The sequence below is a fragment of the Sunxiuqinia dokdonensis genome (genome assembly GCF_001270965.1).
Lineage (GTDB): Bacteria > Bacteroidota > Bacteroidia > Bacteroidales > Prolixibacteraceae > Sunxiuqinia > Sunxiuqinia dokdonensis.
Genome location: NZ_LGIA01000176.1, coordinates 1 through 22,021, shown reverse-complemented (window position 1 = coordinate 22,021; position 22,021 = coordinate 1). Strand labels below are relative to the sequence as shown.

The following is a 22,021-nucleotide window of genomic DNA, read 5'->3' as shown; positions in this document are numbered from 1 at the left end:
GACATGAAAAGATATAAATTACTAATCATCATTTTGTCCGTCATTGCACTGAGTGGATGCGAGGATTACCTGGATAAGCAGCCCTTGGATCAGATCTCCTCGAGCACTTTTTGGCAAACCAAGTCTGATTTTGATATGGCCTTGACGGCCAACTACGGTTATATGCATGGTTCAACCGGAGGACCTTGGGACACTCCGCCGGCAGGAATGTGGGGCTATGTCATGCCGAATTGGGACAACATCACCGACAACAGCTTTGGGCAGCACGGTTATGGTGGTTCAAAACAAATTGTCTCCGGCGATATTAGTTCAACCACCGGAGGTTATGTGACTGGTGTTTACCGGTTTTGCTATCAAGCTATCGCTCGCGGGAATATTTTCCTCAATGAATTGAACGCTTACGAAGGAACGGATTTCACAGATGCAGAGAAGAATAAAGCGGAAGCCGAAGTTCGTTTTCTAAGAGCATACTATTATTTTCAACTGTATTGTTTTTATGGAGATGTGCCGCTTATTTTGGAACCATTGACATTGGAAAACCAAGAGCAGCCCAAAGTTGATGCCGCACAGATTTTGACGCAGGTGATTGCCGACCTCGATTTTGCAATTTCAAATCTGAATGCCATTCCCTATTATGAAAATGCAGGTCACGTCACAAAATCAACAGCACAAGCCTTAAAGGCAAGGGTACTAATTTACGCCGCCTATGGCGAAAATGGTACACCTGATAACACGATGCTGGCCGATGTTCGTGACCTCTGTCTCGACATTATGCCTCACTATTCGTTGAGCCCGGAGTTTGAAAATTTGTTTCAGGATGCCGGACAAAGTGGCAACGAGGAAATCATATTTTCCGTGAATTACCTGGCGCCTGACAATGTCCCGACTTATGGAACTGATTTAATTTACGGCGACTGGCTCGTGGTCAGTCCACTGCAAAGTTTCGTCGACGCTTTTGAATGCAGTGATGGCTTACCTTGGGGAGAATCACCCTTAACAGACACTGAGAATCCTTTTGAGAATAGGGATGCCAGACTAAGTAAAACCGTTTTTGTCGATTTTGTTGATTGGGGAAATGGAAATGTCCATAATCCTTCCAACAGCCGACCTACCGGCTATGGGCTGAAGAAATTTCTGGATCCGGGAAACCTGCCTTATGGTTATTCAACCTTAAGTCAGCAAAATACCGTCGTTATCCGACTTGCTGAAGTGTTATTAATGTACGCCGAGGCACAAAACGAGATTTCCGGCCCTGACGAAACAGTCTACAATGCGATGAATGCGATTCGCGATCGGGTGGATCTCCCTGATCTTCCCGAAGGGCTTTCAAAAGAAGAAATGCGCGAACGAATCAGACATGAGAGAAGAATAGAACTTGCTTTTGAAGGGCTTCGCTACCTCGACCTGAAAAGATGGCACATCGCGGGTGAGGTGTTGAATAGTGTGACAGATGGAAATCTACCCTATCATTGGGAGGATAAATTTTACCACTGGCCGATTCCTCAGGATGAAATTGACAAGAATCACGGAACGCTTGTCCAGAATCCTGATTATCAATAATCAGCAAAATAACGAGAGACGAGAATGAAAATCGTTTTCGTCTCTCATTTTTTTCTATTTTCAAAGGCTCAATATGCAAAAAAAATCATGCTAAAAACCAGTTTACTTATCATTTTTATCGGAATTTTCTGGCAGTCCAATGCTCAATACCAACAACTTGAGCGGCCTGCCGAATGGAGCAATTTAGTTTTTGGCGGCCGATTTATGGATCGCTTTCTCCCCATCCCCGTTGTTGGCGAGTTAACAGACGACACTTGGGGGGCCGACAATGTTGTTCCGCGCTATATCGACAACGGCATTGAGGATAGCGAATGGTCTTATTGGGGCGGCAACGTGTTGAAAGGAAAGGATGGCAACTACCATCTTTTTGTTTGTCGTTGGCGCGAAGATTCTCCCAAAGGCCATGGCGAATGGCCAAATTCCATTGTGATAAAAGCCAGTTCCAATCATCCGCTTGGTCCGTACCAGGTTGAAACCATCATCGGCAAAGGACATAATCCGGAGGCTTTCCGTCTGAAAGATGGCCGGATTGCCATTTATGTGATTGACGGATACTATATTGCAGACAATGTGAACGGGCCCTGGACTTATAACAAGTTTGAATTTGACAATCGCGACCGTCCCATCATTGAGGGGCTTTCCAACCTGTCGTTTGCCCGGCGCGAAGACGGATCGTTTATTATGGTGTGCCGCGGTGGCGGGATTTGGTTCAGCAAAGACGGCCTGTCTCCGTATCATCAAGTCACGGACCAGCGAGTTTATCCCGATATTGACGGACGGTTTGAAGATCCGGTGATTTGGAAAACCAACATTCAATACCACATGATTGTGAATGACTGGTATGGGCGCATCGCATACTACTTGCGATCAAAGGATGGGATTCACTGGAAAGTTGATCCCGGCGAAGCCTACGTTCCGGGGATTACGAACTACGAGGACGGAACCACAGAGGATTGGTTTAAATACGAACGGATCAAAATGCTGCAAGATCAGTATGGAAGAGCGGTACAAGCAAACTTTGCCGTGATCGATACCTTGAAAAGCGAGGACAAGCCCAACGATCGGCACAGCTCAAAAAATATCGGTATCCCCCTGACCGTAGGTAAACTCATCATCATTCTGAATGAAGAAAAGATTGAAGCTGACACGCCTGAAATCCGGCTGCGTATTCAGGCTGAAGAAGGATTTGATCCTCATTCGGATATCGATTTAAACTCCTTGCGTTTTGGCGCTTCCGAGGAAGTTAACTTTGGACGGGGCAGCAAATTGCTTCGAACTGAAAAATCAGGCGATGACTTAATACTCGTATTCGAGGGAGCTGGAAATGGCCTGTCGGAAGATAATTTTGTGGCCAAATTACTCGGGAAGACCAGACAGGGAAAGCTGCTCTTTGGCTACGCCCGGCTGCCGTGGCTCAACTACAATGAAGCCGCATTGTCGGCTCGCTTACCGGTTGCCGATCAGTTGGAGGCCGGCTGCAAACTGCAAATTGAAGTTCAGAATTTTGGACAAGTGCCATCCCAAACCAGCACGGTTAAGGTTGAACAGTTGCAGGAAGGACAGTCTGTAAAGATTGCTTCCGGAGAAGTCCCTGTTTTGGAACCGTTTGAAAAAACAACAATTCAGCTGATCAGCAACCAAAGCTTCGTTCCTGATACTGAAAATCAAGTGAAAGTAACCATCACAAGCCCAGGGCAAGATCCGGTAACTTTAACCGGGAAATTGAAAACAAACGAATAGAACAACAAATAAACTTAACTTCATTGCTAAAACTTAAACACATATCCATGAAACTTCGCCGATTTTACCTTCTTTTAATTGCATTCTTTTTGTCATGGTCATGTCAGCCCGAGACCAATGAAAGCGTACAATCCAATCTCAAACTGTGGTACAATCAACCGGCTGATGCTTCGGTTGCGGACGATCCCAACGGCTGGAAAGATGATCCCGAATGGTTGAAAGCCTTGCCATTGGGCAACGGTTCGCTGGGCTTGATGGTTTTTGGCGATGTAAATAAAGAGCGCATCCAGCTCAACGAAGAAAGCATGTGGTCAGGCAGTCCGGCCGACAATGATAACCCAGAAGCAGCTACAGCCCTGCCCAAAATCCGACAATTGCTTTTTGAAGGAAAATATAAAGAAGCGACTGAGCTGACCAATCGGACCATGATCTGCAAGGGAGCCGGATCGGGCCACGGAAATGGAGCGGAAGTACCGTTTGGCTGTTTTCAAACCCTGGGCGATTTGTGGATCGATCACGGCAAGTCAGCCAAGTACGAAAACTACCATCGGGAACTGGATTTGAATGAAGCCGTGGTTCGTGTTCGTTACACGCAGGATGGTGTCGATTATCAACGTGAAATTTTCACCAGCTACCCGGACCAGGTGATGGTTGCCCGTTTTACAGCCGATAAGCCGGGACAAATTTCTTTCACGGGCACCCTGACGCGTCCCGAACGTTATCAGACCTATGCCAAAAACGAGCAACTGGTGATGGCCGGTACGCTTTCGGATGGAAAAGGCGGCGAAGGTTTGCAATACATGGCCCGATTAAAGGCGGTAAGTAAAAACGGCAAAGTACGTTTTGAGGGTGATCAGATGATTGTTGAAAATGCTGACGAAGTGACCCTGCTCCTTTCTGCATCAACCAACCACTTGTTGGAGTATCCCAATTACAGCGGACGGGATTATGAAACGATTACCAGTCAGAACCTTGAGCGGGCGGCTACAAAATCTTTCGATGAACTGAAACGCGCGCACATCTCCGAATATCAGCAATATTTTCAGCGTGTTAATCTTGATTTGACACCCGGCGAAATCACTCCGGTGCCTACAGACGAGCGCATCACTCAATTTAAGCAAACCCCCGCTGATCCGCACCTGGTTGAGCTGATGTTCCAGTACGGGCGCTACCTGTTGATTTCATCATCGCGTCCCGGAACCTTGCCGGCTAACTTACAGGGAATTTGGGCCAACAAAATTCAAACGCCCTGGAATGGTGATTACCACACCGATGTCAATGTCGAGATGAACTACTGGCCGGCTGAAGTCACCAACCTTTCCGACATGCACCTGCCCTTGTTCGACCTGATTGAATCGCTTGTTGAACCGGGCACCAAGACCGCCCGTACCCAGTATGATCTGGATGGGTGGGTGGTTCATCCCATTACCAATATTTGGGGCTACACTTCGCCCGGCGAGGCTGCCAGCTGGGGAATGCACACGGGAGCCGGCGCGTGGATCAGTACGCACATTGCCGAACATTATGCCTTTACCGGTGATCAGGATTTCTTAAAGCGAATGTATCCGGTGCTGGAGTCTTCGGTGCGCTTTTACCTCGACTGGCTGGTTGAAGATCCAGTCTCCGGAAAGTTGGTTTCGGGGCCGGCCGTTTCACCCGAAAATACGTTTATCGCACCCGATGGCAGCCGATGTCAGATTAGCATGGGGCCTGCGCACGATCAGCAGGTGATTTGGCAATTGTTCACCGACTTTCAGATGGCGGCAAACGCGTTGGGCGTTAACAATGAATTGATTGACCGGGTGACCGAAGCCAAGTCACAACTTGCCGGCCCGGAAATTGGCTCCGATGGCCGATTGATGGAATGGGCGGAAGAATTTCCGGAGGCAGAACCGGGGCACCGGCATATTTCGCATTTGTTTGCTGTTCACCCCGGATTTCAAATCTCCATGGCGAAAACACCAGAATGGGCAGCGGCAGCCAAAAAATCGCTTGACTATCGAATTGAAAACGGAGGCGGGCACACAGGATGGAGTGCTGCCTGGTTGATCAGCCAGTATGCGCGTTTACACGAAGCCGAAAAGGCCCGGGAAAGTTTGAACACCGTGTTGGCAAAAAGTACCTCGCCTAATCTATTTGGCCAACATCCACCATTTCAAATGGATGCCAACTTTGGTGCGACAGCCGGAATTGCGGAGATGCTGCTCCAAAGTCACACCGGAAACATCAGCCTTTTGCCGGCTCTTCCAGCGGATTGGAAAGATGGACAAGTGAGCGGACTGTTGGCGCGCGGCGGATTTGAAGTGTCCATGACCTGGAAACAGCATCGCCTGATCAAGGTGGAAGTCCTCTCGAAACTGGGCAGTCCCTTCATTCTCGAATACAATAACAATCGTTTCGAGCTTGAACACAGAGAGAGAGATCAGGTTTATCAATTTGATGAAAACCTGAACCTACTGAATTAAAACGAGCTAAAGACTGCGACAACGATTCGGCTATTAATCCTTCCGTGAAATCGGATTTCCGGTTTTGCATGAACGTTGAAATCGTGAAACGCTTCGGGCTAAAAAAAACAAAAGTGCCATCTGAACCTCTGTTCTGATGGCACTATAAGTGTTGTAAAATATACGTGAAGATTGCGTGTGTTCCTTTTTCACGGATTGCTGCAACTGGCAGTCTCCATTGCTGTGAAATGCTATTTCACTTCGATAATGGCGTATTTCGAGATTTTCCAAAATTCTTCCGGATCTTCGATTTGAAGGTAGGAAATCTGGCCGTCTTCTTCAACCATGGTGTAAGAGTTGGCCGGATGTTCTGAGATAATCGTTGCTCTTTTTGAGTGTAACGGAATGGTTTTCGTTTCCCGGATATCCAACTCTGTGAAATATTCATCATCGAAATTCTCCTGGATGGTTTTATTCTGTCCAATCCACAAAAAACCACCCTCCTTGGTCAACAAGCCTTTCTCTTTCAGCTCCTTGTAGGTTCCGTAGGCAATATGCGCCGTATTCAATTCTGTTGTCTTCTGGTCAATCACATTCAGCTTACTTTCAATGGTGTCGGTTTGCTTGGCAATTTCAAACTCCATTGTTTCCACTTTTTCGTTCAAATCTGCGACCATCATATCTTTCTCTTCAATCACCCTTCGGAGATCATCCATCTCAGCACTTTGGTCATTTACGGTTTCGGTAAGTGCGGCAATTTTTTGTTTGAAACTGTTGAGCTGAATTCCGGAGCTTTTCAATTTCTTCTCCAGATCTTCAATATGCTTGCTACTTTCTTCCAACATTTGATTCATCAGGTTGATGTCGGCAATAATGGCTTCTTTCTGGTCAACACCACCTTCTTTGTTCTGTTCAATCGATAATTGCTTGCGCTTTTCCTTGATGAATTTCAAGTTGTTTTCAATATCGTTAAAAGCGGTTACCAACTCGTTCACAATCGAGTCACGCTCTTCAAGCACTTCATTGAGACTTGAATTCTCCGTTGCCAACGAGTCAACTTCCGATTGCTTCTGGGTGTACACGTAAATGGTTCCCACAGCTGCGAATATGACAATAATGACGGCAGCAATAATTATTCCTAGTTGGTTCTTTCTTGTATTTTCCATGATCTATTCCTCCATTCATTTAGTTTTTTATGGAGAGCTTTAGGCAATGGACATGCCAGAAAATACCGAAAGCACCAATCAGCTATGTGTCAGATCATTAAACAAAAACGAATAAAAATATACGGTAGATTTTCCTATCAAATTGAACCGATGTTTCGCAATTTGATAATCGGTAAGCCAAACTAATTCAGGTTTTTCTCTTCTTTCAACATCCGGTAGATGGTTGCCACGCCAATGTCCAGTTTATCGGCTACCAGCTTAATGTTATTGTCATACTTGGCTAAAAAGCGATTGACGATCTCTATGTTGTATTCGCGCATGCTCCTTTCTTCAACCAACAGGCTGTCCATCATATTTTGGCCACCAAACACCAAGCTTTCTTCGGAAATTTCATCGGTGTCAGACAGCGTGACTGCCAGTTCGATAATCGATTTCAGCTCGCGAATATTGCCAGGAAAGGAGTACGAAAGCAACTTTCGGCTGGCGGAAGCGCTGAGCGTTCGCTCGGCAAGCTGGTTTTCCTTACAAAATGTCTGAATAAAATGCTTGGCCAGCATAATCACATCGTTTCCGCGGTCGCGCAATGGTGGCAGCTCGATGGGAAGTCCATAAAGCCGGTAGTATAAATCTTGTCTGAAATTACCTTCGTTAACTTCTTCGATCAGGTTCTTATTGGTGGCAATAATGATCCGGCAATCAACTTTTACTGATTCATTGCTTCCCACACGCATAATTTCCTTTTCCTGCAAGGCTCGTAAAAGCTTGGCCTGAAGCGAAATATCCATTTCCGCCATTTCATCCAAAAACAGCGTGCCTCCGTTGGCTTCTTCAAATTTTCCGATGCGCCGCGCACTGGCGCCGGTGAACGAGCCTTTTTCGTGCCCAAACAATTCGCTTTCAATTAAATCTTTTGGAATAGCCGCCACGTTCACCGGTACGAACGGTTTCTTCGCCCGGTTCGAATTGTAATGAATCGCTTTGGCTACCAGTTCTTTCCCGGTTCCCGTCTCACCCGTAATGGTTACAGAGATGTTTGTTCGGGTGGCTTTTTCGATCAACGAAAAAATCCGTTCGGCTGCCGGACTGTTGCCAATGATGGTATTTTGATAGCTGTATTTTTTCTTGACTTCCTGCCGGAGAGAAACAATTTCCTTTTTCAACCGGCTTCCTTTCCGAATATTGTTCACCGTGTTAAGCAAGCGCTCTTTGATGTCGGATGATTTGACGATGTAGTCGTAGGCGCCGTGTTTCAGCAGTTCAACCACCACTTCGATGTCGTCCTGCTCCGAGATCAGGATCACCTGAATATCCTCGTTAATCGCTTTAATTTCTTTGAGTACGTCCAGTCCTTTCATGTCAGGAAGACGATAATCCAAAGTCACCACGTCGGGTTCCTTACTCAGATTTTTGATACAGTCTTTTCCACTGGCGTAGGATTCGATTTCGTAGTCCGGAATCAACGACAGATTGTGGATGAGCAGGCGGCTGTACCAATCGTCATCTTCAACAACAAAGATTTTAAAGGGTTTATTATTGTCCATACGCTACACAGCAATTTCGGGCCATTTGATCTTTTCATTTTCAAATACAATAGTATGGAAATAATTTGTGAAAATGGATGGATTTCGCTCCAATCTTGCTTCAAAAGTGAAGAATGAAAAATCCCCCGGGCCGGGAAGGGACCCAAGGGGATTTAATTAAAACAGAATATATAGAGCTGACGAAATATTCATTTTCAATAATTTGACGCATCTTCCCGAACAAATTCTTCGAGCAAGGTGGTACACATGAAATTTGTAAATTGGTCTTTCCTAATAAATTGCGTGGCACCCAATTCAAGCGTCTGTTGCGCTGTTTGGTAATTCTTTTTTTCAGAGATCACAACTACACGATTGCGCTTGTCGCTTTCAATTTTCCTCAAGATGTCGGCCGCATTTTTATTGTTACCCAGGAAATAGTCGATAAAGTAAACCGCCCGGGTATTTCGAAATTGGTTATTCTGAAAACTTTGTATGAAGCTTTCAGCCGTCTTAAACGAGTACAGCTTGATTTTTGCATCATATAGAATCTTTAAGTTTGAAGAAAAATCGTTGAGCACTTCAACCATCATTTTGTTGAAATACTCGTCATCATCGACCACCACCACCGAATACTTCTCCGTAGACGGGAAAAATAAATCGAGAAATGTGCGGCGTTCTTTATGACTAACTTCTTTCATCATGTTGGTTGTTTTTTGCAATAAGCAATTTGTTATCCCAAGCTTGCAAGAGCAGTGCCAAAGGCAAAATCGACCACCTTGAATTCAACTTCAATCTGATTTTAAGGATGTTGCCAATCCGCCATTCCTGCCGGCGTTTATCAATTTGAGAATGGAATTCTTATAATGATGTTTTTACGAATCTTCGGCACGCTTATTCGCGGCCATTCAACAGGGTTTTCAGGTAGCTGTTGGCCTTGCGTACTTCCTGTTCCACATCCTGAACCAATCGGGCAATTTTCTGTTCATTTTGCGAGGCGTCGGCCTCATATTCCATTTCCTTGATTTTGCTATACAAGGTCATGGCTTTGATGTGTTTTGCAGGGGCGGCCATCTTGTGGGCATATTCACGCAACAGGCCCCAGTTTTTCTCAAGCAGGTTCTTTTGAATTTCCCGAACGCCATTTTCGCTTGACTGGATAAAAATCTCCACCATCTCGGTCACAAAGGCTGTGTTTCCATTGGCCATCCGCTCCAGCTCGCTCAAATCGATTGACGTGTGCGTGTTGGTGTCGCTTGCCGGTTCGGCTGGCGATGGCTTTTCCTCGGCCAGTGTTTCCTGCATCACCTGCAAAAGCTCCTTTTCGGCAAACGGTTTCGACAAGAAATTGTGCATGCCCGCTTGCTCACACTTATCAATATCATCAGTCCGGCTGGTGGCTGTTAAGGCAATAATTTTGGTTTGCTTATCCCCGGCAATAATCTGCTTGCTGGCTTCCATGCCATCCAAAACAGGCATGCGCACGTCCATAAAAATGAGGTCGAAATGGGTGGTCTTGCATAAGTCAACCGCTTCTTGTCCGTTTACACACTCGCGCACCTGCAGATTCCATTTCTCCAGAATGCCCTTGAGCAGGTAACGGTTAAAATTTTCGTCATCCACAATCAGGATCGAAAGATTTTCAAAGTTCCGGGGAATGCTTGTTTCTTTGGCCTCCGGCAAGGCTATATTCTCAGGATTTCCCTTCTGGTAAGGCATTCTAAATGAGATCTTGGTTCCTTGATTGAGTTCACTGTCAATGGCGATGGTTCCCCCCTGAAGATCGACCAGCTTTTTCACAATGGAAAGTCCAAGCCCGGCTCCACCCTGTTTCTTGGTCATGTCGGTTTCTAGCTGCACAAAATCATCGAAAACCATGCTGTGGTTTTCTTTTGAAATACCAATCCCCGTATCAATCACCTGAAACTCGATCCAAACGGCACTCGATTTTGCCTGGTGATGCTGGAAAGCTTTCAGGGTAACACTTCCCGAGTCGGTAAATTTAATGGCGTTATTGATCAAGTTGATCAGAATTTGCTTTAACCGGAAAGCATCGCCCAGCAAAACCATTGGCGGCAGGTTTTTGGTGTCGAGTTCCAACTTGAGCTGCTTGGCTTTGGCGTTCCCTTTGTTTAGCGTGATGACCTCTTCCAGCAGTTGGTCAAGAGCGAAATCAACCTTGTTGAGCTGAAGTTTCTGACTTTCAATCTTCGAAAAATCCAACGTGTCATTCACAAGCGAAATCAGGTGGCCGGTTGAACTGTAAATAATTTCCAGATCTTTCTTTTGCTTGGCATCATTGGCCTTCATCATCAACTGTTCGGTTAATCCATAAATTGCGTTGATGGGTGTACGCATTTCATGGCTCACTGTGGCTACAAACAGCTCCTTGGCCCTGGCCAGCTTTTCGGCATCCGTTTTGGCTTCGCGCAAGATGGTTTGGTAGGCACGTGATTTATTGAGGTACCGGTAAAAAATAATTAAAACCAGCAACAATAAAACGACCGCACCGATCGTAAAAAGGGCCAAACGTTTGTAGGTAATTGCTGCCAGGCGGTCGGCTTCCTGAGTTTTGACAAGCAGTTGTCTTTGCTCCTTGCTTTCCAGCTCGTTGATCTGCGATTTCAGCAATTCGGTAAGCTCAATATTTTTTTCGAGCAAGGCCTTTTCCTTCACCGACAGTGTTTCGGTTGTTGCTTTGATGCGCTGTTCAAATTCAGCAATTTCTTGTTTAATGGTTTCCTTTTCAATCTTATTCGTGTCAGCCACAACAGCTTGTACTTGCTCCACCTCCAAGGTATCTTTGTCTTTCTTTTTACCGCCAAAAATCCGTTTCAACAGGCCCACCTTTTCGTCGGGATCGGCTTCCTGAGGCTCCGTTACAGCCACAATGGTCGTGTCGGGTACTTCCCGTGAGCTGTCTATCCGGCTGTACAATTCTGAAAATGATTCATGGGCCTCTTTTCTGCTGGCATGAAGGGCCAGAATTTCTTTCCACACCGCCAGCTTTTCGCTGGTCAGCGAACGAATGGAATCAATTTGAATTTTTTCTTCTTCGCTAATTTGCGAATAGTCTTCAAGGGCGGTCAGTCTTTCTTGAATCGCCTCATTGATTTGTTGATAGGGATGAAAATATTTTTCGTCGCGTGTTAACGTGTACAACCGAACGGTATTTTCAACTTCGGTCAAACCCGACTCAATGTCCTTAATCAGCAAAAGTTTGTAATCGGGACGCGCTTCCTTGTGAATTGAATTCACGATTTGTGACAAACTTTGATACACCAGAAATCCTGAAAAAATCACGGCCCCAACAATCAGTGCCGTTAAAAGCGTTACCTGGAATTCAATTTTTACTCTTTTCATGTATCTGCTCGTTTTGAGTCTTTCATTTCAATGAATCGCGTCGCCAAGTTTCAGGCATTCCCAAAAAACACGCGGATGGTCAGTCCCACATCATCCATCCGAAACCGGGTTTTGTTGATCACATTAAACATGGGCTTCCAGTCGAGCGAAAAGCTGATTGGCGCATCCACCAGACAGTATTCCAAACCGGCAATCCCATCAATTCCAAAGGCTGTATAGCTCCCGTCTTCGCTAAACCAAGGATGAAGGTTGCTTTCCAAATTCCAGTGTCCAACATGAATTCCACCGCCGTAAAACCAATTGAGCCTGCTGTCTTTCATTACATTGTGATGTCTTTCGTATAAACCGTGAAAAACAGAGCCGCTCCAACGCGACGACATACTCAGTTCGACGGCCTCTTGCTGCGAAATAAAATGCCGGACAGTGAGTCCGGCCATTGGGCCTGCCCTGAATCCGATGCCGGTCCGATAATCGCGTTGGGCATTGGCTGTTGTTAAGCCAACAAAGCAAACAAAAACCAAGATGGATGCGATCCGGGCTGTTTTCATCATTGAAAGAATGTTACTTGTTTTTTGCATGATTAGGCAATTGTTGTGCCGCTAATGAGCTAAAGTTTATAAAGTGCTAAAAATGAGAATAAATTTGTTCGTATGTAAAATGAGACAGTCATTGTTTTTTCTCATTTTGAGAATTCAAATTTCATTTGTACCAATCAAAACGTGAACGACACGATTTTGTTTTGTAGCCGATAATCAGCCGTCCTGATTCAGTATTTCTTCATAAATCCCATAATTTTCGTCATCGTAAACGCAAAAGGTGATTTCTTCAAACCAATCATCAGTTTCCAAAAAATTATGAACCGTGCTGATGGCGATTTCAGCAGCCTGCTGTTTTGGAAACGCATACACGCCAGTGCTGATATTGGGAAAAGCCACCGTCTTCAGTTGGTGCTTTTTAGCCAGTTGCAGGCTACTTTGGTAAGCCGAAGCCAGCTGCGCGGGTTCTCCAATTTGGCCGCCATGCCAAACGGGCCCAACCGTGTGAATCACGAAACGGCACGGCAGGCGATAAGCCAGGGTTATTTTGGCCTGCCCGGTTTCGCAGCCGTTCAGTTTTTTACATTCTTCGAGCAATTTGGGCCCTGCTACCCGGTGAATGGCTCCATCGACCCCACCTCCACCAAGCAAACTTTTATTGGCAGCATTCACAATGGCGTCTACATGCATTTCGGTAATATCGCCCTGGTAAAGTTGAATCCGATTCATCGTCGATTATATTTAGAAATAGATCTGGAGAAGTTGGCTTCCTTCTGGAAAAATCAACTTCCCAAACTAATCAACAAAATTCCCACTAAAATTCCAAGTAGGTAGAGGCCCTTTTGGCGAATATTGTGTTCGCGAAACAAAAAAGCACCAGTAACGAAAGCAATGACAACACCACCGCGGCGTAAGGCCGAAATGATCGAAATCATGGAATCTTCGTAACTCAGGGCGTAGAAGTAGGCGAAGTCGGCCAGCAGCAAAAACACGCCGATGGCCGGAATGCTCCATCGCCATTCAAAGGGAATACGTTTGCTCTTTGGCCGCGACCAGCGAACAGCGACTAAAACCGGGAGCATGACCACAACCTGGTAAAAGGAAAACCAGGCCTGCACGGCCAGCCGGTCAATTTTTCGAATGATATATTTGTCGTACAAGCCGCTCGAAGCACCAAGCAGTGTGGCGCCAATGATGAGAAAAATCCAGATGTTTCTTCCAAAGTGAATGCCTTCCAATTTTCCGGCTGTAGAAAGCAAGTAAAAGAAAACCAGCGTGGTAACAACCCCCAGCCACTGCAACAAGTTCAGGCTTTCGTGAAAAATCAAAATAGCCCCAATCAATGTCCAGATGGGGCCGGTAGCGCGGATAGGTGTCACAATGGTGATGGGCAGATTTTTTAAAGCGGTGAACCCCAAAATCCAACTGGAAACAACCAGCATGGTTTTTAAAAAAATAAGGCCATGTTCGTGGGCCGTAATGGGCGGCACATACAAGTGGATGGATTGAAAAAAGGCTGGAAAAAGCCACGACCCCACGGTTGGCGGCACAAACAAAAGGGCTCCGGTCATGGCCGAAATCAGTAGTACCGGAAACACCGCATTCCCATTGACCGATAGTTTTTTGAAGACGTCGTAAATCCCAAGTAAAAAAGCCGACAACAAAGCCAGAAGTACCCACATGTCCATTCCAAATTTGGGAGACAAAGCTAGCGGCTTAATTCTGAATCAGGCATGCCCCGCCCCCTTGGCCGGCAAGGTTTAAACATTCCTTAATCAGCAGACTAAAATCAATTGCTACCCACCGATCGTTTACACAAAAAGAACATTGATTTCAAACCTGTATCACAATTTGCCCGTTAATCGATTTGAGATGATTAACGAAGCCGGACTGATCTTTGGGCGATAGTAAAATCGTTTTGGAATGGCTGTATTTTATTTCAATCCGATCAAGGGAACAGGCTGGCGAACTGATGAGAGAACGGCTTGACCTGATTTGCTCAATCTGATCAATCTGAATCCTTTTTTTGAATAAGAATCCGCTGTTGATCACCAGCGAGTTCCCCGATATGGTGTAGTGCGTAGTCGCAAAAAGGTGCACAATAAAGCCCGCCAATGGCAAAATTAACCCCACTCCGAACCAGGCTTCGGAGAAGAGCAAGGGCAAAAGGGTCAATCCAATGACTGCAACGATAAATACCACAATACCAAGTCCTATTTTCGAATGGTATCTTTTTCGGACAGTAGCTTGCTGCGCGTTCATACGAAGGACACTGATGTTAGCATTTCCGTCTTTTCGAGCTGGCTCCACCCCCACCCCAGAATAACATCGTGCCAAACAGGAATCCGAGATTATACCAAAACCCGCTGTTGGGGAAAGCATAAATTTCGTAATCGGTAAACAAACTGGCGATAAAACTGAACAAGATAATAAACCCGTGCAGCAGGCCGTGTAAAAACCCGGGCGGGTCGGTTACATTTCCAACCGATTGTGTGGCACAGGCTGTAAAAAGCGTAGCGGCCGCTAAAAGAAAGATGAGGAGATACGAGAATTTTTTCATGACCATTTAGTTTGAAGGGTTCAAAAATCGTTTGCCGACGGTAAAGGCCTTGGCCGGATTTTTAACCAGCAGTTGGTCAATCTCGGCGGATGTAAATCCTTGGGCTTCCAGTTTGGGCAGCAGGGTTTCAAAGATGGGCGTGTAGGGCTGGATCGGTTGATCGGGTTTTGCAGGCTCGTACCAGCCGGCATCGTGCGAAATCAGAATTCGATTCAGCACGCCTTGTTCTTTCAGATAAACCAACACTTCGCCTTTCAGGTAATCTTCATCCCAACCATATTTATCGAGCGAAACCCAGGCACCCCTTTGGGCGATCTTGACCAAATTCGCCCAATCTTTTTCATCGCTGGCGTGCGTCCAAATCAAGGCTTCGGGGGCAACACCTTCCTGCTCGAGAATTTCCAACTGCTGAAAAGCAGGCAGCGCCGGACCGGTATGCGACATAATGGTGAGCCCGGTAGCTTTGTGGGCCAGGGCCGCAGCACGCACCAGTTTTGCATGAAAATCCGACAAGGGTTTCCGATCAACGGCGGTCTTGATAAATCCGGGACGCACGCCTGTCCCTTCAATGCCCTGGTCAAACTCAGCAATATAAAATTCGGCAATCGCTTCGGCTGGCATATCGAATACATGTTTGGGAATAAACTTATTGTTTTGAGCCCCATAAAAGCCGGTGTTGGTGAGGATATTTAAACCTGTTTCATCAGCAAGCCTTTTCAGCAAAACAACATCGCGCCCCACAAACTGGGGGGTACAGTCCACAAACGATTCCACCCCGTATTGTTTCAGTTTTTCCAGTTCGGGCAAAATCCGGTCAAATGCCTCCTGGCGATTGTAGTTTTCGGGATGGTAATTTTCAGCCCCCGAGAAATCAACCAAGATGTGTTCATGCGCCAATGTTTTTCCCAACTTTTCTGGTTGGATGAGGCCATTAACGGTGATAATTTTCCTTTCAGGAGAACTGGCACAAGCCAGCAGAAGGATTAAAAATGGAAGGACAACCAGTTTCTGCATACGTTTCATTTTCAACCAAAGATAAGGGATTTGGCTGGTTCGACTGATCATCCAGGCTCGCTTTTTTTGGGATTTCGATGTTTCCAATGGCTCAGTCAGTCGATGACTGATTCATCGCTTCAGTTGTTTCGAAGGGCGCGGATCAGCTCGCTTTTTGACATCTTGCTACGGCCATCAATTCCCACTTCTTTCGCCTTACTGTAAAGCTGTTGTTTTGTCCACTCTTCATATTTCTGGCTGCTGCCGCCTTTCTTGCCCGAGTCGGGCGTATTGGCAATGCGTGCTGCTTTTTCCTTACTGTAACCTTTATCGCGAAGGGCTTCGTATTGGTCCTCGTTTTTTATGCGTGATGAAAATGCTTTTCCAGGCATCATGTAATTTTCTCAGTTGGTTAAAAAAAGATTGAAGCTTTTAGGCTGCAATCTATATTTAGCTAATGTTTGTCACCAGCAATAGTTTCAATCAATCTGTTGCTGAACGCATCAATATCATCGGGTTTGCGCGATGTGATCAGGTTTTGATCAATGACAACTTCCTGATCAACCCAGTTGGCTCCAGCATTTTGCAGGTCTTTTTTTATCGAGAAAAATGAAGTCATCACCTTTCCTTTCACAACTTCGGCATCAATCAGCAATTGTGGTCCGTGACAAATGGCAGCCACGGGTTTGCCGCTGGCCACAAAATCGTGCACAAATTTAACCGCTGTCGGATCGCGCCGAAGCTTATCGGGGTTAATCACGCCGCCAGGAAGCATCAGTGCATCGTAATCAGCCACGTCAGCTTCTGCCAAAACTTTGTCAACATCGGCTTTACGACTCCATTCGCCGTGTTTCCAGGCCGTAATCTTTCCGGTATCAGGCGCAATGATATGAACATCGGCTCCACTTTCTTCCAAAGCATGCTTCGGTTCGAATAGTTCCGATTCCTCAAAACCATGCGTTGCCAGTATCGCCACTTTTTTTCCTTTCAATGAATTCATGGTAAACTGTTTTTACAATCGGTCAATAAAATTTTTCAATTCTTCTTTTGTCTTTCCGGTTTTCTTCTGAATTCGTCCAATCAACTCCTCTTCCAAACCTTCTTCATAAGTCAAATCATCTTCCGTCAGTTCCCCGTACTCTTGTTTGAGCCGGCCTTTTATGGTATTCCAGTTTCCTTTGATTTTGTCTGTTATTGCACTCATCTTGTTTATATTTAAGGGATTAATAATTTTACTGCAGGCTATTCTACAGCTGCCACGCCAAAAAATGGCAACCAGCATTAGTCATCAAATTGCCGCTGTTCAATATTATTCATAAACTTTGAAGTCACTTCAGAACCGTCCACGCCATACGAATCCACCACGGTTCCTTTGTTACCCGACTTGGTTTTTACGGCATACACAATACTCATGTCTGACGGGTTGGTCTCGCCTTCAAATCGATGAAATTCATGCAACTCGACCTCCGAAGGCAGATAATGAACGGTCTTGCTTTCTTCCAACTGTCCGTATTGGTTCACCCGATAGTTGTGTGTGTATCCTCGCCTGACCAGGTTTTCAATGGCCTCGACCAATGTACTGTACTGATTATTCCGATTCATGATTTTAACGCTTTAATGGTTTATTTTTCTGATTGAGCTTGTTTGGATGACGATGTATAGGGAACACCCCATGGATCGCCAAAGAGAAATTCATCGACTTCATTTCGATCTGATTTTTTGTGTTCCTGTTTCTGAAGTTTTTCTGGCAGTTGCTCCGGATCTGCCTTCTTGCCGATAACAAACATGGTGATGGGTTCAAACTCTTCGGGAACTTGGAGATTTTCCGTGACCTTCTCAGGCGAAAAGCCCGCCATCTGGTGCACATACAAGTCTAAACTGGTTGCCCGCAAAGTTGATGCAGCCATAAAGGCTCCGGCATCATAAAAACGGTGCCGGTTGAGCTTATCTTTTTTTGTGAAGTGTTTTTTGCCCAGCACCACGCCCACGCAAGGCGCGGTTTTTACCCACTGCTGATTAAACTCGCCCAGACAGTCAAACAGCTTGTTGTAGTGGCTGTCCGCTTTCGAGGCAAAAATTACCCGCCAGGGTTGCTCATTAAAACAGGACATCATGCTTCGTCCGGCATCAAATATTTCTACGATAATTTCCTGCGGTATTTCTTCGTCTGAAAAACTACGTGGGCTCCAACGGCGTTCAAGCAATTCGAGCAGGTACGTTTCGTTCTGACGAAGCGGATTCCTTGTTGTTGTTGTATCTTTTATCTCTCTCATCATGCGATTTCTCCTTGTTGGTTCAATACGCCTTTTAAGATGAAAAAACCTTGCCAAACTCAGCGCTTCAAACGTTAAGTATCTGGCAGGCAGCTGTGATCCGCTTGCACCCGACACCCGGACATCTAAAAAACCAAGCTTTTCAACCGTTCAAAAGGGCCTCCAACTGTGGATATGTGGAACTAATTCCACGTCCGGTTTATTTCAACCAAGCGTGGAAAATGCAAATGGAAAGGACCAGAACCGACAAGGGCAAAGCCCAGTGGCTTTCCGGAAAATTCTTCAGCCTGGCAAACACCACTCCAGCCATAAAAAAGCGCTCAGAAATACCAGCAGACAGCTATTTTTTTGTTATCATTACGCTAGCCAAACTATAAAACTTGAATAATGAAAAAAACGCTCCTCAAAACACGATTGATTGTTATCGTTTTCACTTTATTCTCAACCAACTTATTATTCGCCCAAGGGAAAGGCAGTAACCAATGGTATTTGACACCACGTGTGGGCGTCGCCACCATGCTCAACGAAGTGGGGCCCGGCCTGGCAACCTTGGAAAGTGATTTTCAGCATGGCATGGGGCTGAGCGGCGACCTCGCGGTGTCGAGAACCATCGGGAGCCACTTCGAACTGGGACTGGGTGTTGCATTTTACAGCCTTAGCAGCTCCGACGATTCGGTGATGGTACAAGACCTGGCTGCATTCCAATCAGAAATCGACCATCCGGCATTTGGAATTGACTACTACCCCACCGTCCCCATCGAATACAACACAACAGCCATCGCACCAAGCCTGTTTTTGCGCTATTACTTCCGAAAATTTACCTCGGGGGCACGCGACCAGCAGTTCTTTCAGCCCTATCTTGAACTCAGCGCAGGACTAAATTTTCACTCACCCGAGCTCGTTTATACCGACACAAGCTTTATGAACAATCCCAAACCGGAACAATTGCCTTCCGTGTGGATTCCAAACGAAACGACGGATCCCGAATTCTACGAGCCGCCCTACCAAGACACCGAGCAAGCCGTGCAGTTTGCCCTGGCCATTGGATCAAGATTCGCCTTGAAAAACGGCCTGACCTTGAATCTGGCTGCCGAAGTATCGGGCGTAAGTTCCGAATTTATGGACGGTACCCCCAACCTGATTTCGGATGAGGTTTCTTCGGGGCTCATTGGCCGGGTCATGTTCGGTATCGCCATTCCCATTCATTCAGGGAAAGGAAGCAGCAAAGGAAATGAGCATTTCCCGTGGGCTCCGTAAACAACGGCTTCATCCGCCGTGCCCGAACAACGCAAACGCCTGGCCATTGGAGTGCCGGGTGTTTGTGTTTTTCGGCGCTTTGTGCAAGGCAGACCAGCACTTTATCAATTCTTGCTTAATAAAATACCTGCCCCATGTAATGAAAGACATCGACCAACGTCTTAATTTTGAAAGAAGAACAGAATGTGATTAGAACATGCTAGCCAAAGAATTTAAGACACGGGTTCTGCCATTGAGTAACAAGCTTCGTCGGTACGCCAGGCGGTTTACTGAAAATGATGAAGAAGCACGCGATGTGGTGCAAGACGTCTTCCTCAAACTCTGGCAAAAGCGGGATATGCTCGAGGGGGTTGACAACGTGGAAGCCTTTGCCATGCGAATGACTCGGAACAAAAGCTACGACCTGCTCCGCGCTAACCGAACCTTCTCGCTGGAAGAACAACAAACGGGCTGGCAAAATGAAAACCAAAGCAACCTAAGCGATGAACTGGATCGGTCAGAAGCAGCCACATTGATCAAAAAACTGATTGCGGATTTGCCGGAATTGCAGCAAAAGATTATGCGGATGCGGGACATTGAACAATTAAACTACGATGAAATAGCCGAACAAACCCAACTACAGGTCAACGCCATTCGTGTTAACCTTTCGCGGGCACGAAAAAAAGTAAGAGATGAACTATTTAAATACCAAGCATATGGAACTGAAAGAAGTCAAACAAATACTGCAAAAATACTTTGAGGGGACGAGCAGCGAACAGGAAGAGCAGTTGTTAACCGACTACTTTAACTCCCAAACAGTTGCCCCCGAACTCAAGCCATACCAGTCTCTTTTTACCGGACTAAGCGAACTTTCAGCCGAGCGCCGGGATGAAGGGCTGGAAGAAGAAATTATGGACTATATTCTGGAGAAGGAGACGCGCGACAAGACACACCATCGCTGGCTGTGGCAAACGATAAGCGGAATTGCGGCTGCGCTTTTGGTTGCCTTACTGGCCGTCAATCTGTACACCAACGACAACCAGTGGGAAGACAGCTTCTCCGATCCGGATCAGGCTTACGCCGAAGCCGTAACGGTGCTGCAATATATGGCAGGGCATTATCAAAAGGGAATGGAAGGCCTTGAGCCGGTGCAAAAAATCAACAAGGCCTCACAGCCACTCAATAAAAGTCTGAATAAACTTGACAAAGGATTTCAGGAAATACAGGAAATGGAAACAATCAATAAAAAATTAAAAAAACAAGAACCATGAAAAAGCTCGTATGGATGATCATCTGTCTCATTCCGCTCTTGGGAATGGCACAAAAAAGCCCTGTGGACAAGTTGTTTGATAAATATGCCAATAAACAGGGGCTGACAACTGTGAATATTAGCGGTGCACTTCTGAATTTTGCCAGTAAAATAGATAGTGGCTCCGCCGAAGCGAATGTGCTTTCCGGCTTGGAAGGTGTGCGAATTTTAGCAGTCGATGACGATGAACTCAATCGCTCGCTCGACTTTTACAAAGAACTGGAAGCGGATGGCTTCTTCAAAAATCACGACTATGAGGTTTTGATGGAAGTGACCGAAGCCAATGAAGTTGTCCGCTTTTTTGCCAGAGATGCCGGAGGCGGCAAGTTCTCTGAATTGCTCCTGGTTGTTGGAGGCGACGACAACGCACTCATTAGCATTCGGGGGATTATTGATCCGGAAAACATTGGTAAAATCACGGGCGCACTCGATATTGACATGCTGCCTAAAAAGAAGTGAACCAAAACAAACAGCAATCAAAAAGGGAGGTTTTTTAACCTCCCTTTTTTTATCTTTTTATAAAGACTCGCATTATACGGCATCGCTCAATTCAGCACCTGGCTTGAATTTGACGACTTTCTTCTCAGAAATTTCAATAGGAGCACCAGTTTGTGGGTTTCTTCCGGTTCTTGCACTCCGTGTAGATACGGCAAAAGATCCAAATCCGATCAACGCCACACGGTCACCGTTTTTCAGAGCATCAGTTGTAGATTCTACGAAAGCATCCAATGCTTTTTTAGCATCCGCTTTAGTCAGACCAGCTTTTTCAGCAATTGAGTCAATTAATTGAGCTTTGTTCATAAGAAAACTTGTTTAGGATTAAAAAATAAATGATTAAAATAATTTTATAATAATTAATGTCTTGTCTGAAGGTGTGAAAAAAGAATTCAAACTTTCTAAAACCTTAGTAAAATCAATGCTTTCAAAAGCTTAAATTTTACGCTTCATAAAATTCTAAAATATGATTCAATTATGCAACCTTTATTGAACTTTTTTTTTTTTCATTTCCAAAGTTTTTTTCCGGCTAATATTTTTGAGTTTTAAAAAATTCCTATACTTTTGCCGCCACATCTACGGAGAGATGGCAGAGTGGTCGAATGCGGCGGTCTTGAAAACCGTTGATCTTCACGGATCCGGGGGTTCGAATCCCTCTCTCTCCGCCCGATAAAAAAGGAGTTGCAAACCCAATGTTTGCAACTCCTTTTGCTTTTCAGCACCCCCTGGAAATTAGCACGGCACCAAGGCGAAGAAGGATCAGGGATCAGTTTAGATTTCCGGTGGAGTAAAAATTATTCTCATCGTTGCTTTCGTTGTTTTATCGATA

23 protein-coding genes and 1 tRNA gene are annotated in these 22,021 nt (G+C 45.6%); 8 read left to right on the top strand and 16 right to left on the bottom strand.

Annotated elements, in window-relative coordinates; genetic code table 11:
* Positions 1-3 precede the first annotated feature (3 nt).
* The 3 genes from NC99_RS15210 (at position 4) to NC99_RS15200 (ending at position 5,765) form a co-directional block, all read left to right on the top strand.
* Positions 4-1,560 carry a RagB/SusD family nutrient uptake outer membrane protein gene (locus NC99_RS15210; protein WP_053185448.1) on the top strand — a complete coding sequence of 519 codons (1,557 nt, stop codon included), beginning with the start codon at positions 4-6 and terminating at the stop codon, positions 1,558-1,560.
* Positions 1,561-1,647: 87 nt separating this feature from the next.
* Positions 1,648-3,300: a glycoside hydrolase family protein gene (locus NC99_RS15205; protein ID WP_053185445.1), complete on the top strand. Its 1,653-nt coding sequence runs from the start codon at positions 1,648-1,650 to the stop codon at positions 3,298-3,300.
* Positions 3,301-3,347: 47 nt separating this feature from the next.
* Positions 3,348-5,765: a glycoside hydrolase family 95 protein gene (locus NC99_RS15200; protein ID WP_053185442.1), complete on the top strand. Its 2,418-nt coding sequence runs from the start codon at positions 3,348-3,350 to the stop codon at positions 5,763-5,765.
* Between the two features lie 230 nt (positions 5,766-5,995).
* Here NC99_RS15200 and NC99_RS15195 read toward each other — a convergent pair whose 3' ends face one another.
* From NC99_RS15195 to NC99_RS15125, 15 genes are all read right to left on the bottom strand, one after another.
* Positions 5,996-6,910, bottom strand: a complete 915-nt coding sequence (locus NC99_RS15195) for a Cbp1 family collagen-binding glycoprotein adhesin (protein WP_053185439.1) — start codon at positions 6,908-6,910, stop codon at positions 5,996-5,998.
* A 182-nt stretch (positions 6,911-7,092) separates the two neighbouring features.
* A complete protein-coding gene (locus NC99_RS15190; RefSeq protein ID WP_053185436.1) occupies positions 7,093-8,451 on the bottom strand; it encodes a sigma-54-dependent transcriptional regulator in 1,359 nt (452 codons plus the stop codon).
* Between the two features lie 194 nt (positions 8,452-8,645).
* Positions 8,646-9,131, bottom strand: a complete 486-nt coding sequence (locus tag NC99_RS15185) for a response regulator (RefSeq protein WP_157624953.1) — start codon at positions 9,129-9,131, stop codon at positions 8,646-8,648.
* Positions 9,132-9,321: 190 nt separating this feature from the next.
* Positions 9,322-11,790, bottom strand: coding sequence for a response regulator (locus NC99_RS15180; protein ID WP_053185431.1), 2,469 nt, complete (start codon positions 11,788-11,790; stop codon positions 9,322-9,324).
* 50 nt (positions 11,791-11,840) lie between these two features.
* Positions 11,841-12,368 (bottom strand): hypothetical protein, encoded by a 528-nt coding sequence (locus NC99_RS15175; RefSeq protein ID WP_053185428.1) that lies wholly within the window; start codon positions 12,366-12,368, stop codon positions 11,841-11,843.
* A 174-nt stretch (positions 12,369-12,542) separates the two neighbouring features.
* Complete coding sequence (locus tag NC99_RS15170; RefSeq protein WP_053185425.1) at positions 12,543-13,055, bottom strand: O-acetyl-ADP-ribose deacetylase; 513 nt, start codon at positions 13,053-13,055, stop codon at positions 12,543-12,545.
* A gap of 53 nt (positions 13,056-13,108) precedes the next feature.
* A complete protein-coding gene (locus tag NC99_RS15165; RefSeq protein WP_053185637.1) occupies positions 13,109-14,008 on the bottom strand; it encodes an EamA family transporter in 900 nt (299 codons plus the stop codon).
* A gap of 151 nt (positions 14,009-14,159) precedes the next feature.
* Positions 14,160-14,588, bottom strand: a complete 429-nt coding sequence (locus NC99_RS15160; protein WP_053185422.1) for a PH domain-containing protein — start codon at positions 14,586-14,588, stop codon at positions 14,160-14,162.
* Positions 14,589-14,604: 16 nt separating this feature from the next.
* Positions 14,605-14,886 (bottom strand): hypothetical protein, encoded by a 282-nt coding sequence (locus tag NC99_RS15155; protein ID WP_204375025.1) that lies wholly within the window; start codon positions 14,884-14,886, stop codon positions 14,605-14,607.
* Positions 14,887-14,892: 6 nt separating this feature from the next.
* A complete protein-coding gene (locus NC99_RS15150; RefSeq protein ID WP_157624951.1) occupies positions 14,893-15,900 on the bottom strand; it encodes a phosphotriesterase family protein in 1,008 nt (335 codons plus the stop codon).
* A 119-nt stretch (positions 15,901-16,019) separates the two neighbouring features.
* Positions 16,020-16,274, bottom strand: coding sequence for a DUF7218 family protein (locus NC99_RS15145; protein ID WP_204375024.1), 255 nt, complete (start codon positions 16,272-16,274; stop codon positions 16,020-16,022).
* A 59-nt stretch (positions 16,275-16,333) separates the two neighbouring features.
* Complete coding sequence (locus NC99_RS15140; protein WP_053185417.1) at positions 16,334-16,879, bottom strand: type 1 glutamine amidotransferase domain-containing protein; 546 nt, start codon at positions 16,877-16,879, stop codon at positions 16,334-16,336.
* A 12-nt stretch (positions 16,880-16,891) separates the two neighbouring features.
* Complete coding sequence (locus NC99_RS15135) at positions 16,892-17,083, bottom strand: CsbD family protein (protein ID WP_053185628.1); 192 nt, start codon at positions 17,081-17,083, stop codon at positions 16,892-16,894.
* 77 nt (positions 17,084-17,160) lie between these two features.
* Complete coding sequence (locus NC99_RS15130; RefSeq protein WP_053185414.1) at positions 17,161-17,481, bottom strand: hypothetical protein; 321 nt, start codon at positions 17,479-17,481, stop codon at positions 17,161-17,163.
* A 20-nt stretch (positions 17,482-17,501) separates the two neighbouring features.
* Positions 17,502-18,155, bottom strand: coding sequence for a nitroreductase family protein (locus NC99_RS15125; protein ID WP_053185410.1), 654 nt, complete (start codon positions 18,153-18,155; stop codon positions 17,502-17,504).
* Between the two features lie 384 nt (positions 18,156-18,539).
* On the opposite strand from NC99_RS15125, the gene NC99_RS15115 reads away from it, so the two are divergent.
* The 4 genes from NC99_RS15115 (at position 18,540) to NC99_RS15100 (ending at position 21,156) form a co-directional block, all read left to right on the top strand.
* Positions 18,540-19,409, top strand: a complete 870-nt coding sequence (locus tag NC99_RS15115; protein WP_053185401.1) for a hypothetical protein — start codon at positions 18,540-18,542, stop codon at positions 19,407-19,409.
* Positions 19,410-19,605: 196 nt separating this feature from the next.
* Positions 19,606-20,148 (top strand): RNA polymerase sigma factor, encoded by a 543-nt coding sequence (locus tag NC99_RS15110; RefSeq protein ID WP_053185399.1) that lies wholly within the window; start codon positions 19,606-19,608, stop codon positions 20,146-20,148.
* Positions 20,081-20,659, top strand: coding sequence for a hypothetical protein (locus NC99_RS15105; protein ID WP_162231234.1), 579 nt, complete (start codon positions 20,081-20,083; stop codon positions 20,657-20,659). The genes NC99_RS15110 and NC99_RS15105 overlap by 68 nt, the downstream gene beginning before the upstream one ends.
* Positions 20,656-21,156, top strand: coding sequence for a DUF4252 domain-containing protein (locus NC99_RS15100; protein WP_053185395.1), 501 nt, complete (start codon positions 20,656-20,658; stop codon positions 21,154-21,156). The genes NC99_RS15105 and NC99_RS15100 overlap by 4 nt, the downstream gene beginning before the upstream one ends.
* Before the next feature lie 72 nt (positions 21,157-21,228).
* Here the strand turns inward: NC99_RS15100 and NC99_RS15095 are convergent, their stop codons facing one another.
* A complete protein-coding gene (locus NC99_RS15095) occupies positions 21,229-21,498 on the bottom strand; it encodes an HU family DNA-binding protein (protein ID WP_053185392.1) in 270 nt (89 codons plus the stop codon).
* 274 nt (positions 21,499-21,772) lie between these two features.
* Here NC99_RS15095 and NC99_RS15090 point away from each other — a divergent pair.
* Positions 21,773-21,857: transfer RNA gene (locus NC99_RS15090), tRNA-Ser, on the top strand.
* Positions 21,858-22,021 lie beyond the last annotated feature (164 nt).